Source organism: Rugosimonospora africana, from assembly GCF_016862975.1.
In the GTDB taxonomy this organism is placed as follows: domain Bacteria; phylum Actinomycetota; class Actinomycetes; order Mycobacteriales; family Micromonosporaceae; genus Rugosimonospora; species Rugosimonospora africana.
Map to the genome: position 1 here is coordinate 1 of NZ_BONZ01000066.1, position 13,084 is coordinate 13,084.

The following is a 13,084-nucleotide window of genomic DNA, read 5'->3' on the forward strand; positions in this document are numbered from 1 at the left end:
GGCTCGGGCCCCGCGGGCCCGCCCGCCGGTCGAGCCGGCCGGCAGCCGGCCGTGGGGCCTTCGGACGCCAGTTGCCCTGGGCGAAAGGCCGGTCTTGTCCGCTTGCCTGCTGGTACGTCCGGCGGACCCGCTCCACCAGCTTCGCCGGACGTCGGACAGAGGTCGCCCCGGGCGGCCGTCCCGCCCGGGCAGCGCTCCCCAGATGGGGATTCGCCCCGGCAATTCGGTATGGTCGTCGGTGTTCGGCGACGAGGCCGACGCGCCGTACCGAGAGCAGGGTCGGCAGGTGTTGCCGGCCTGCGCGCAAGGCGAACCCACCATCACAACTGCGGCAAGGAGATGTGTCCTGTGACCATCCGGGTTGGCATCAACGGCTTCGGCCGAATCGGCCGTAACTTCTACCGGGCAGCCCTTCAGCGGGGCGCCGACATCGAGCTGGTGGGCGTCAACGACCTCACCGACAACGCGACGCTCGCGCACCTGTTGAAGTACGACAGCATCCTGGGCCGGCTCGGCCACGAGGTGAAGGCCAGCGCTGACGAGATCTCCGTCGGCGGCAAGACGTTCAAGGCGCTCGCCGAGCGCGACCCGGCCAAGCTGCCGTGGGGCGACCTGGGTGCGGACGTCGTGGTCGAGTCGACCGGTCTGTTCACCGACGCCGAGAAGGCCAAGGTGCACGTCGGCAACGGCGCCAAGAAGGTGATCATCTCGGCTCCGGCCAAGAACGAGGATGTCACCGTCGTCATGGGTGTCAACGAGGGCACCTACGACCCGGCGAAGCACACGGTCATCTCGAACGCGTCGTGCACCACGAACTGCCTGGGCCCGATGGCGAAGGTCCTGCACGAGACGTTCGGCATCGAGCGCGGTCTGATGACCACGATCCACGCGTACACGCAGGACCAGAACCTGCAGGACGGGCCGCACAAGGACCTGCGCCGGGCCCGCGCCGCCGCGCTGAACATCGTGCCGACCTCGACCGGTGCGGCCAAGGCGATCGGCCTGGTGCTGCCGGAGCTCAAGGGCAAGCTCGACGGGTACGCGCTGCGGGTTCCGGTGCCGACCGGCTCGGCGACCGACCTGACCTTCACGGCTGGCCGCGAGACCAGCGTCGACGAGGTCAACGCGGCGATGAAGGCGGCGGCCGACGGTCCGCTCAAGGGCATCCTGACCTACACCGACGACCCGATCGTGTCGGCCGACATCGTCACCGACCCGGCCTCCTGCATCTTCGACTCCGGGCTGACCAAGGTGATCGGCAACCAGGTCAAGGTCGTCGGTTGGTACGACAACGAGTGGGGCTACTCCAACCGCCTGGTCGACCTGGTCACGCTGGTGGGTTCGAGCCTGTGAAGACGCTCGACCAGCTATTGAGCGAGGGCGTTTCGGGTCGGCGGGTACTGGTCCGCGCCGACCTGAACGTCCCCCTCGACGGTCAGACGATCACTGACGACGGCCGCATCCGCGCGGTGCTGCCGACGCTGAGCGCGCTGATCGGCGCGGGCGCCCGGGTCACCGTCATGTCCCACCTCGGGCGGCCGAAGGGCGCGCCGGACCCCAAGTACAGCCTGGCTCCGATCGCCGTGCGGCTGAGCGAGCTGATCGGCGGCGAGGTCGCCTTCGCCACCGACACGGTGGGGGAGTCGGCCAAGGCCACCGTCGAGGGTCTGGCCGACGGCCGGATCGCGCTGCTGGAGAACCTGCGGTTCAACCCGGGGGAGACCAGCAAGGACGAGGTCGAGCGGGCCGCGTTCGCCGGCGAACTGGCCGCGTTCGGCGAGGTGTACGTGGACGACGCGTTCGGCGCCGTACACCGCAAGCACGCCAGCGTGTACGACGTGCCGAAGCTCCTTCCGCACTACGCGGGCGGCCTGGTGCTGCGGGAGCTGGAGGTGCTCAGCCAGCTGACCGGCGACACGCAGCGCCCGTATGTCGTGGTGCTGGGCGGCAGCAAGGTCTCCGACAAGCTCGCCGTCATCGAGGCGCTCGCGCCCCGCGTCGACGAGCTGCTCATCGGCGGCGGCATGTGCTTCACATTCCTCAAGGCGCTCGGCTACGAGGTGGGCAAGTCGCTGCTCGAGGACGACATGGTCCAGACCTGCCGCGACCTGTTGGAGCGGTTCGCCGGGAAGATCAAGCTGCCGACCGACATCGTGGTGGCCGACCGGTTCGCGGCCGACGCCGAGGTCCGCACAGTCGAGGACAACGCGATCCCGGACGGGTGGCTGGGCCTGGACATCGGGCCGGCCAGCGTGACCGTGTTCGCCGAGGCGATCTCCCGCGCCCGTACCGTGTTCTGGAACGGTCCGATGGGTGTGTTCGAGATGGCGCCGTTCGCCGCGGGTACCCGTGGGGTGGCTGAGGCGATCACCAAGGTGGACGGGTTCACCGTGGTCGGTGGCGGCGACTCGGCCGCCGCGGTACGGGCGCTGGGCCTGCCCGAGGACGGCTTCAGCCACATCTCGACCGGTGGCGGTGCCTCGTTGGAATTCCTGGAGGGCAAGACCCTCCCCGGCGTCGCCGCATTGCAGGCCGCCAGCGGCGCCGACGAAGGAGCCACCGCGGTCAAGCGGCCGACCTCTGACGCTGCGGAGGCGTGAGCGATGGCGAACAAAGAGGCCCGGCGGCCGATGATGGCCGGCAACTGGAAGATGAACCTCAACCACCTTGAGGCCATCGCGTTGACCCAGAAGCTGGCGTTCAGCCTGCCGGAGAAGCAGCTCAACGACGTCGAGGTCGTCGTGCTGCCGCCGTTCGTCGACCTGCGCAGCGTGCAGACGCTGATCGACGGGGACAAGTTGCTGCTCGGGTACGGCGCACAGGATCTGTCGCCGTTCCCGAGCGGGGCCTACACCGGCGATGTGTCCGGCCCGATGCTCGCCAAGCTCGGCTGCCAGTACGTGGTGGTCGGGCACTCGGAGCGCCGGGCGTACCACCACGAGGACGACGTTCTCGTCGCGGAGAAGGTGAAGGCGGCGCTGGCACACGGCATCGCTCCGATCCTGTGCGTCGGCGAGGGCCTGGACGTCCGGGAGGCCGCTGGGCACGTCACGTACTGCGTGAACCAGCTCGACGCCGCTCTGGTCGGGCTGACCGCCGAGCAGGTCGAGAAGATCGTGATCGCGTACGAGCCGGTGTGGGCGATCGGCACCGGCAAGACGGCCACGCCCGAGGACGCTCAGGAGGTCATCGGCGCGATCCGTCAGCGGATCGCCGAGACGTTCCCGGGTCCGACCGCGGAGCGCGTCCGGCTGCTGTACGGCGGCTCGGTGAAGTCGAGCAACATCGTCGAGATCATGGCGGGCCCGGACATCGACGGCGCGCTGATCGGTGGAGCCAGCCTGGATGCCGAGGAATTCGTCCGTATAGTGCGATACAAGGACAAGTAGGAAGTCGATGGTGGGGCTCCGGCCGCGTGCCGGAGCCCGCTATTGTTGGTGAGTTGCCGAGGGTCGGCAGCCGCCTCGAGAGGACTGAGCGCCGCCATGACGTGGTTCGCTTACACGCTGATTGCCATTCTCGTGATCACCAGCGCGCTGCTCACGATGCTGATTCTGCTGCACCGTGGCAAGGGCGGTGGCCTGTCCAGCATGTTCGGCGGTGGCGTCTCCTCCAGCCTGGCCGGTTCCTCGGTCGCTGAGAGGAACCTCGACCGCTACACGATCCTTGTCGGCGTCGTGTGGTTCGCCTGCATCGTCGGGCTTGGGCTTTGGCTCCGAATCGCGATGAACGGTTCCTGATCGCCACTTTTCGTCCTACACTCGGGCACGGCAAGCGACCCGGAGGGCTCGGGTCGCGCGGATATCGGCCATGTTGATCTGCCGGGTTGGTTGATCCGGCAGACCGTTGCACCTAGATGACGACGGGAGCCAACAGCCGTGGCAAGTGGCAACGCCATTCGGGGTATCAGGGTCGGGTCTGGACCGATCCGCGCCGACGAACGCTGCGAACCGGTACCGAGTCGGGTCGTGACCTACTGGTGCGCCAACGGGCACCGGGTGGCGCCTCTGTTCGCCGCCGACGTACCCGCGCCGACCACGTGGGAGTGTCCTCGGTGCGGGCAGCCCGCCGGTCAGGACCAACTGCACCCGCCGGGCGCTCCCCGCGCCGAGCCGTACAAGAGCCACCTCGCCTACGTGAAGGAACGCCGTACCGAGGCCGAGGGCGCCGCGATCCTCGCCGAGGCACTGCGCAACCTGCGTCAGCGTCGCGGCGAGGAGTAAAACGGCCCGGCTCCCCATCCCACGAGCCAACAGGTCCTAACGCAGACTGCGCATCCGAGGCGGTACCGAGGCGGCCGCCGCCCCGTCGAGCAGCCAGAGCGTTCGGTCGACGCCGTGCACCCCGGCGGCCGGAAGCTGGATCGGCCCGGCACCCGACAGCGCCATCCCGACCGCGGCGGCCTTGTCCGCCCCCGCGGCGACGAGCCACACCTCTTCGGCCGTGTTGATCGCCGAGAAGCTCAGGCTGATCCGCGTCGGAGGTGGCTTCGGACAACCGCGCACCGCCGTCACCGACCGGGTCTCGTAGGCCGCCGGGCTCTCCGGGAACACCGACGCCACGTGCCCCTCCTCGCCGATGCCGAGCAGCAGCACGTCGAAGTGCGGCAGCGCCTCGCTGCCCGGCCGGGCGGCCTCGTGCAGCAGCTGCGCGTACCGGGCCGCCGCGGCCTCCGGATCGTCGCCGTCCGGCCCGTCCGAGGCCGGCATGGGGTGGATTCGCGCCGGGTCCAGCGGTACCGAGTCGAGCAGGGCGGCCCGCGCCTGCGTCTCGTTGCGTTCCGGGTGGCCGGAGGGCAGGAACCGCTCGTCGCCCCACCAGACGTCGACCCGCGACCAGTCCACCGCGTCGCGTCCCGGACTGGTACCCACCGCGCGGTACACCGCGGCCGCGATGCGCCCACCGGTGAGCACGACGGAGGCGACCCCACGGGTCGCCTGCGCGTCGATGAGGCGGATGACCAGCCGGGCGGCGACGGCGGGAGCGAGCAGTTCAGGGTCGGCGTGAACGATGACGCTGACCTCGCTCACGAAGCCGCCCCGGCGGGCTCGGGTGAGGTCGGAGCGGGCCGGCCGGCGGTGGCCGGGTCGCGCCAGATGTGCTGCCGGGTCGGGCTGCGCCGGTCCAGATCCGGGATGCCGGACAGGGCGGAGAGCGCCTCGGAGTAGACCTGGTCGGCGTCCAGCCGGCGCAGCTCCTCGGCCAGCTCGTCGCCCAGCGGGCGGCGGACCAGCGGCAGCTGGCGGTCGACCTGGCCGGTACGGCTGAAGACCGCCGTCCCGTCCTCCCGGGTCAGCCGCAGCGTGTCGCCGTTGGCGCAGCGCAGCTCGACGGCCCGCATCCGGGGGAACTGGTCGGTCGGCTCCAGTTCCGGCTTGATGCCCAGCCGGGCGGCCAGCCAGCCACGCATCAGCGCGGCGGTCGGGTCGTGCGACGGGGCCACCACGGTAGCTCCGATCACCCGAGCGTCCACGGTGTCGAACGCGCTGGCCACGAGCGTGCGCCAGGGGGTGATCCGGGTCCACGCGAGATCGGTGTCGCCGGGGGCGTAGTCGACGGCCCGCTGGCGCAGCGCGGCCACCGGGTCGACGGCCTGAGCGGTGTCGGTGACCCGCCGGTCGCCGACCACACCGAGGAAGTCGTGCGCGATGCGCTCCGGCGGCTCGCCGTGCCACCAGGTGACCACCGGTACGTCCGGGGCCAGCAGCGGCATCACGACGGACTCGGCGTGCAGCGCCAGCCGGCCGTACATGCGCATGACGACCGCCTCGCAGGGGCCCAGCCGGCCGCCGACCACGATCTCGGCGTCCAGCCGGTTGACGTCGCGGGTGACGTCGCTGCGTACCACGATCAGCAGGCGGCACGGGTGCGCCGCGGCGGCGATCGTCGATGCCGCTTCGGCCTCCCGTACCCGTTTCTCGTCCACGACGGCGACCAGCGTCAGGGCAAGCCCGCTGGTCACCCCTCCGGCGCTTCGCCGCTCCGCGGCCAGCGCCTTGACCACCTCATTGCCGGTGGTGTCCCACAGACCGATCACGCTGCTCTCCACTTCGCTGCCCCCGCGGTTTCGCCGACGCGAGTCGTCACCGCCGGCCCCCTCATGCCGCCGCGCTCCGCTCGACGGCGGCGTGCACCACGGGTGTTTCGCACCCGATGGTCGCCCGCCGCCGTCCGCTTACGCGCGCCGCCATTGCCGGCCGTCTCGCGCCAGTAGGTCATCTGCCATCCTCGGACCCCACTCACCGGCCCGGTAGGTCTCCGGCTTCGTGCCGGCCCACGCCGCCTCCAGCGGGTCGACGACCCGCCAGCTCGCCTCCACTTCGGCGGCGTCCGGGAACAGGGTGCGGTCACCGATCAGGACGTCGAGGATGAGCCGTTCGTACGCCTCGGGGGAGGAGTCGGTGAACGCCTCGCCGTACTGGAAGTCCATGGTGATGTCGCGGACCTCCATCGCGGTACCCGGTACCTTCGAGCCGAACTTGAGCGTCACGCCCTCGTCCGGCTGTACCCGGATCACCAGCTGGTTGTTGCCGAGCATCTCCACGTCGGCGGCGTCGAACGGCAGGTGCGGTGCCTGCTTGAAGAGCACCGCGATCTCGGTGACCCGGCGGGGCAGCCGCTTGCCGGCCCGGATGTAGAACGGCACCCCGGCCCAGCGACGGTTCTGGATGCCCAGCTTGACCGCCACGTACGTCTCCGTGGCCGAATCCTGCGGCACGTCCTCCTCGTCGCGGTAGCCGACCGCCCGCTCACCGGCCACCCACCCGGACAGGTACTGGCCGCGTACCGTGTCGGCGTTGATGTCCTTGGGCAGCGAGATGGCGCGCAGCACCTTGAGCTTCTCGGTGCGGATCTCGGCCGCGTCGAAGCTCGTCGGCTCCTCCATAGCCACCATGGCCAGTAGCTGCATCAGGTGGTTCTGCAGCACGTCGCGGGCGGTACCGGTGGCGTCGTAGAACGCCGCCCGGCTGCCGATACCGACGTCCTCGGCCATGGTGATCTGCACCGAGTCCACGTACTTGGAGTTCCAGGTCGGTTCGAACAGCGCGTTGGCGAACCGCAGCGCGAGGATGTTCTGAACCGTCTCCTTGCCGAGGTAGTGGTCGATGCGGAACACGTCCTGCGCGGTGTACACCTCATCCACCAGCTCGTTGAGCTGCTTGGCGGACTGCAGGTCGGTGCCGAACGGCTTCTCCACCACGACCCGCCGCCAGCCGCCGGATGCCTCGTTGTCGGCCATCCGGGTGCGCCCCATCTGCTTGAGCACGGTGGGGAACGCGGTCGGCGGAATGGACAGGTAGAACGCGGCATTGCCGTGGATGCCGTGACTGTCGCGCAGCTCGTCGAGAGTCTGCGCGAGATTGTCGAAGGCGGCGTCGTCGTCGAACGAGCCCTGGACGAACTTGATGTTGCCGGCCAGCCTCGCCCAGACTTCCTCGCGCCACGGGGTACGCGCGTGGTCCTGGGCGGCCTTGCGAGCCAGCGCCTCGAAGTCGCCGTCACCCCAGTCCCGGCGGGCAAACCCGAGAACGACGAAGCCCGAGGGCAGCATGCCTCGGTTGGCCAGGTCGTAGACGGCGGGGATCAGCTTCTTGCGGGCCAGGTCCCCGGTGACCCCGAAGATCACCAGGGCACACGGCTCCGGGATCCTCGGCAGCCGTCGGTCCTGCGGATCCCGCAGGGGATTGTTAGTCACGACCGCTCCTCGCGCCAACGGTGTGCACTCATGGTGGGCAGACTTCGCTCTCTCATCTCAGGTCTTTCGCGGCGGCCAGCAACTGGGCGATGCCCGCCGCGCGATCGGTCAGGTGCAGGTGCAGCACGGGGCGACCCCGGTCGGCCAGCGCCTTGCGGTCGCCCGCGGCCTGCGCGGCCTGGAGTTTGCCGAACGTGTACTCCTGGCCCGGCACCGGGAGGTCTTCGCTGACCGCGCCGGTGATCTGCAGGAACGAGCCGACCTGCGGACCGCCCTTGTGGTACTGGCCGGTCGAGTGCAGGAACCGGGGGCCCCAGCCGAACGTGACCGGCCGCTCCTGACCGGCCCGGGCCAGCAGCGTCCGGAGCCCGGCGGTGTCGGAGTCGGCGTGCCGGTCCAGGTACGCCATGATCGCCAGGTACCCGCCGTTGTCGATGCCGTTGACCAGGTCGCGCAGAGCCTCGGTGACCGTGGTCGCCATGTCGCCGAAGATCTCGATCGCGCCGTCGGTCACCGACGGGCCCTCGTCCGGCAGGCCGCCGGACAGGATGTGCTTGGTGTTGTCCTTGGACTCGGTGACGTTCGGCTGGTCGAACGGGTCGATGCCGAGGATCCGTCCGGCGATCGCGGTCGCGTACTCCCAGGTGAGGAACTGCGCGCCCAGCGGGCCGTTGACCGCCACGTGCGGCGCGACCCCGCCCCCCGGTACCACGCCGGGTGCCAGCGCTCCGCCCACGCACGCGGTCAGCACGTCCTCGCCGGTCGCTCCCGGGGCGTCCGGCGACTCGACGACCACCGGCAGGATCCCCTTGCCCTCCTTGCCGGTCGACTCGGCGATCAGCTGCTCCGCCCAGTCGCCCAGGCCGTTGATGCCGGTACCGTCGTCGATCAGGGTGACCTTGTCCCGCCCGTCGTTGACCGCCGCACCGCCGAGCGCGACGCCCAGGGCCAGCGCGGGGTTGTTCTCGTCCTGGCCGAGCGAGGCGAACAGCGCCTCGGCCTGGTCGAGCAGCTCGGCCACGTCGACTCCGGCCAGCGCCGTGGGCACCAGCCCGAACGCGGTCAGCGCCGAGTACCGCCCGCCGACGTCGGGGTCGGCCAGCAGCAGCGCCGCGCCCATCTCGGTGGCTACCGCCTCCAGCGGAGAGCCGGGGTCGGTGACCACCACGAAGTGCCGGCCGATCTCGGCGTCGGTCAACCCGGAGTCCTTGAACGCCTGCCAGTACGCGCGCCGGTGGCTGTCCGTCTCGACCGTCCCGCCGGACTTGCTGGACACGACGAGCACGGTCTCGGCCAGCCGGTCGGAGATCGCCGCCCGGACCTGGCCCGGATCCGTGGTGTCCAGCACGGTCAACGAGCGGCCCAGGGTACGGGCGATCACCTCGGGCGCCAGCGACGAGCCGCCCATGCCGGCCAGTACCACGTGGGTCAGGTCGGCCAGTTCCTCGCGCAGCTCGGCCAGCTCGGGCAGCAGATCCCGGCTGCGCCGGAAGGTGTCCACCCAACCCAGCCGGATCTTCGCCTCGGACTCGGCGGCGGGGCCCCACAGCGTGGGGTCCTTCGCCACCAGCAGGCCCGGTACGCCGGCCTCGACCAGCGCCGCGCGAACCTCGGCCGCCCCCGGTACCGTCCCGGCACCGTGCACGACGATGCTCGCCGCCATCTCCGCGCCGTCGAGGAACGCGGCGCCGCCGTTCTGGTCGCTCACCGTGCGTCCTCCGGGCGGGCAGCGCCACCGTTGGTGCTCTTGAGCTGGTTGGTCACCGAGTCGAGCAGCTCGGTCCAGCTCTGCGCGAACTTCTCGACGCCGTCGCGCTCCAGCGTGTCGACCACGTCCTTGTACTCGACCCCGATCGCGGCCAGGTCGTTGAGCACCTTCTGGGCCTGCTCGTACGAGCCGGTCACGGTGTCACCGGGGGTCTCGCCATGGTCGGCGAACGCGTGGATGGTCGCCTCGGGCATGGTGTTGACCACGCCGGGGGCGATCAGTTGCTCGACGTACATGACGTCGCGGTACTCCGGGTTCTTCGTGGACGTCGAGGCCCAGAGCGGCCGCTGCGGCTGCGCGCCGGCGTTGGCCAGTGCCTGCCAGCGCTCGCCGGAGAACACCTTCTCGTAGTGCTGGTAGGCCAGCTGGGCGTTGGCGATCGCGGCCTTGCCGTGCAGCGCCTGTGCCTCGGCCGTACCGATCTTGTCGAGCCGCTTGTCCACCTCGGTGTCCACCCGGGACACGAAGAAGCTCGCCACCGAGCCCATCTTGGACAGGTCGTGGCCGTTGGCCTTGGCCTGCTCCAAGCCGGCGAGGAAGGCGTCCATCACCTGGTCGTAGCGCTCCAGCGCGAAGATCAGCGTCACGTTCACGCTGATCCCCTCGGCCAGCGTCGCGGTGATCGCCGGCAGCCCGGCCTCGGTCGCCGGGATCTTGATGTACAGGTTGGGCCGGTCGATCAGCCACCACAGCTGCTTCGCCTCGGCCACGGTCTTGGCGGTGTCGTTCGCCAGCCGCGGGTCGACCTCGATCGAGACCCGCCCGTCCACGCCGTGCGAGGCGTCGTACGCCGGGCGCATCACGTCGCACGCCCACCGCACGTCCCGCGTGGTGATCATGCGGGTGGCCTCTTCGACCGAGACCCCGCGCAGCGCCAGGTCCTTGACCTGCTGGGCGTAGTCGGCGGCCTCGGACAGAGCCTTGGCGAAGATCGTCGGGTTACTCGTCACCCCCACCACGTGCTGCTGGCGACGCAGGGCGTCCAGACCACCGCTGCTCAGCCGCTGCCGGGAAATGTCGTCAAGCCACACCGCCACACCCGCGGCGGAGAGCTCGGCCAGCCGGTCGGTCATCGTACTTCTCCCTCAGTTACCCGTGTCCCTCAGTTACCGGTGGTGGAACCCTTGAGCGAACCGACCTTGGACAGCGCGGCGCGCGCGGCGGCCACGACCCGGTCGGCGGTGAATCCGAACTGTTCGAACAGCACCTGGTAGGGCGCGCTGGCGCCGTAGTGCTCGATGGACACGCACTCGCCGCAATCGCCCACCAGATCCCGCCACGGCATCGCGATTCCGGCCTCGACGCTGACCCGCGCCTTGACTCCGGTCGGCAGGACCTGCTCGCGGTACGCCGAATCCTGGGCGTCGAACCACTCCCGGCAGGGCATGGAGACCACCCGGGTCTGCGTACCGGCCTCCTGCAGCCGCTCCCGTGCGGCGAGCGCCAGCGAGACCTCCGAACCGGTGGCGATGAGGATCACCTCTGGCTGGCCATTACCCGCGTCGGCGAGGATGTAACCGCCGTGTGCGACCCCGTCCGCCCCGGCCAGCGCGGTGCGATCCAGCGTCGGCAGGTTCTGCCGGGTCAGGGCGAGCGCGGTGGGCCGGTCGGTGTGCTCCAGCGCCATCCGCCAGGCCCAGGCGGTCTCGTTGGCGTCTGCCGGACGCACCACGTCCAGGCCCGGGATGGCGCGCAGCGCGGCCAAGTGCTCGATCGGCTGGTGGGTGGGGCCGTCCTCGCCCAGGCCGATCGAGTCGTGCGTCCAGACGTAGGTGACCGGCAGCTTCATCAGCGCGGCGAGCCGGACCGAGGGGCGCATGTAGTCGCTGAAGACCAGGAAGGTGCCGCCGTACGGGCGGGTGCCGCCGTGCAGCGCGATGCCGTTGAGGATCGAGCCCATGCCGTGCTCGCGGATGCCGAAGTGCAGCGTGCGTCCGTACCAGCCGCCGGGGAACGCCTTGGTCGCGTGCTCCGGAGGGAGGAACGAGGGCTCGCCCTCCATGGTGGTGTTGTTGCTCTCCGCGAGGTCGGCCGAGCCGCCCCACAGCTCGGGCAGCACCGGTGCCAACGCGTTGAGGACCTCGTTGGACGCCTTGCGGGTGGCCAAACCCTTCTCGCTGGCGGGGAACTCCGGCAGCGCGTCGGTCCAGCCGGCCGGCAGGGAACGGGTGGCCATCCGGTCGAACAGCGCGCGGCCATCGGGGTTGGCCTGCGCCCAGGTGTCGTACCGCGACTGCCACTCGGTGCGCCACTGCGCCCCGCGGGCGACCGCCTCACGGGTGTGCGCCAGCACGTCCTCGTCGACCTGGAACGACTTGCCCGGGTCGAAGCCCAGCACCTTCTTGGTCGCGGCGACCTCGTCGGCTCCCAGCGCGGAACCGTGGGCCTTGCCGGTGTTCTGCTTGTTGGGCGCGGGCCAGGCGATGATGGTGCGCAGGTTGATGAAGGACGGGCGGCCGGTCTCCGCCTTCGCCGCGAGGAGGGCGTTGTAGAGCGCCGGGATGTCCTCGTGGTAGCTGTCGCCGGAGTGGAAGTCGACGTGCTGGACGTGGAAGCCGTAGGCGGCGTACCGGGCGGCGACATCCTCCGACTTGGCGACGTTGGTGTCGTCCTCGATGGAGATCGAGTTGTCGTCGTAGATGACGGTCAGGTTGCCCAGCCGCTGGTGCGCGGCGAGGCTGCTCACCTCGTGGCTGATGCCCTCTTCGATGTCCCCGTCCGAGCAGATCACGTAGACGGAGTGGTCGAACGGGCTCTCACCGGGTGCCGCGTCCGGGTCGAACAGGCCGCGCTCGCGTCGGGCGGCCATCGCCATGCCGACCGCGTTGCCCAGGCCCTGCCCCAGCGGGCCGGTGGTGGTCTCCACGCCGGCGGTGTGACCGTGCTCAGGGTGACCCGGGGTGAGCGAACCCCACTGCCGGAGCGACTTCAGGTCCTCGATCGCCAGCCCGTAGCCGGCCAGGTACAGCTCGATGTAGAGAGTGAGGCTGCTGTGACCGGCGGACAGCACGAACCGGTCCCGGCCGGCCCAGTGCGGGTCGGTGGGATCGTGCCGCATGATCTTCTGAAACAGCAGATAGGCGGCGGGGGCCAGGCTCATGGCGGTGCCCGGATGGCCGTTGCCGGCCTGCTCCACGGCGTCCATCGCGAGGACCCGGATCGTGTCGACCGCGCGGCGGTCGAGGTCGGACCAATCGAGTTTGCTGTCGGTCACGGCGGCCGTTCCCCCAAAAGTGTCGTCCAGCGCTGTCAGTGCCGACCCTACCCACCGCGCAGACGTGCGGCGCGTCATCTCCCCCTCCGCGATCGCACCGCCGGGGGATCGCCGGGCACGCACCCGCCGCCCCATGATGAGCCAGCAGGCCGCGGTCGTCGCGGGGGCAAGGGAAAGTTCACCACCAATTGGTTGCCTCTTCGCGGATTCCCCGCCGGTGGGCCACCTCAAGGCATTGTCGCCGATCAGTAAACACCCGCCGGCGATGTGGCCGGCGACACGAGGTCTCGTCGATCACACCCGGTGAACCAGGCACGTGCCCGCCTCCCGATCCGGCGGTGCCGTTTCCCGATCCGCGGTGCTGGTTCCCGATCGGCGGTGCTGGTTCCCAATCCGCGGTGCTGGT

At 70.3% G+C, this 13,084-nt stretch carries 10 protein-coding genes and 1 pseudogene; 5 read left to right on the forward strand and 6 right to left on the reverse strand.

The features are described 5' to 3' along the window. The first annotated feature begins 348 nt into the window (after positions 1-348). From gap to Raf01_RS32085, 5 genes and pseudogenes are all read left to right on the forward strand, one after another. Entirely contained in the window at positions 349-1,353 is a 1,005-nt protein-coding gene (gene gap, locus Raf01_RS32065; RefSeq protein WP_203921816.1) for a type I glyceraldehyde-3-phosphate dehydrogenase, read from the forward strand. Beyond that, positions 1,350-2,531: pseudogene (locus tag Raf01_RS32070) on the forward strand (phosphoglycerate kinase); the annotation flags it as partial. The gene gap and the pseudogene Raf01_RS32070, both read left to right, overlap by 4 nt. A 72-nt stretch (positions 2,532-2,603) precedes the next feature. Continuing rightward, positions 2,604-3,389, forward strand: a complete 786-nt coding sequence (gene tpiA / locus Raf01_RS32075) for a triose-phosphate isomerase (protein WP_203921818.1) — start codon at positions 2,604-2,606, stop codon at positions 3,387-3,389. 96 nt (positions 3,390-3,485) lie between these two features. Then, the gene (gene secG / locus Raf01_RS32080; RefSeq protein WP_203921819.1) at positions 3,486-3,740 is read left to right on the forward strand and encodes a preprotein translocase subunit SecG; all 255 of its coding nucleotides are present in this window, start codon (positions 3,486-3,488) and stop codon (positions 3,738-3,740) included. 138 nt (positions 3,741-3,878) lie between these two features. Beyond that, on the forward strand, positions 3,879-4,223 hold the full coding sequence (locus Raf01_RS32085) for an RNA polymerase-binding protein RbpA (RefSeq protein ID WP_203921820.1): 345 nt from the start codon (positions 3,879-3,881) through the stop codon (positions 4,221-4,223). A 36-nt stretch (positions 4,224-4,259) separates the two neighbouring features. Here Raf01_RS32085 and pgl read toward each other — a convergent pair whose 3' ends face one another. The 6 genes from pgl to tkt all read right to left on the reverse strand — a co-directional run bounded on the left by pgl (position 4,260) and on the right by tkt (position 12,678). Next, positions 4,260-5,030 carry a 6-phosphogluconolactonase gene (gene pgl / locus Raf01_RS32090; protein WP_203921821.1) on the reverse strand — a complete coding sequence of 257 codons (771 nt, stop codon included), beginning with the start codon at positions 5,028-5,030 and terminating at the stop codon, positions 4,260-4,262. Then, a complete protein-coding gene (locus tag Raf01_RS32095) occupies positions 5,027-6,037 on the reverse strand; it encodes a glucose-6-phosphate dehydrogenase assembly protein OpcA (RefSeq protein ID WP_203921822.1) in 1,011 nt (336 codons plus the stop codon). The genes pgl and Raf01_RS32095 overlap by 4 nt, the downstream gene beginning before the upstream one ends. Positions 6,038-6,175: 138 nt before the next feature. Continuing rightward, the gene (gene zwf, locus Raf01_RS32100) at positions 6,176-7,696 is read right to left on the reverse strand and encodes a glucose-6-phosphate dehydrogenase (protein ID WP_203921823.1); all 1,521 of its coding nucleotides are present in this window, start codon (positions 7,694-7,696) and stop codon (positions 6,176-6,178) included. Between the two features lie 52 nt (positions 7,697-7,748). Further along, positions 7,749-9,359, reverse strand: a complete 1,611-nt coding sequence (locus Raf01_RS32105) for a phosphoglucose isomerase-related protein (RefSeq protein ID WP_203921918.1) — start codon at positions 9,357-9,359, stop codon at positions 7,749-7,751. Positions 9,360-9,400: 41 nt separating this feature from the next. Continuing rightward, positions 9,401-10,537, reverse strand: coding sequence for a transaldolase (gene tal, locus Raf01_RS32110; RefSeq protein ID WP_203921824.1), 1,137 nt, complete (start codon positions 10,535-10,537; stop codon positions 9,401-9,403). Positions 10,538-10,566: 29 nt separating this feature from the next. Further along, positions 10,567-12,678, reverse strand: a complete 2,112-nt coding sequence (gene tkt, locus Raf01_RS32115) for a transketolase (RefSeq protein ID WP_275413098.1) — start codon at positions 12,676-12,678, stop codon at positions 10,567-10,569. Between the last annotated feature and the right edge of the window lie 406 nt (positions 12,679-13,084).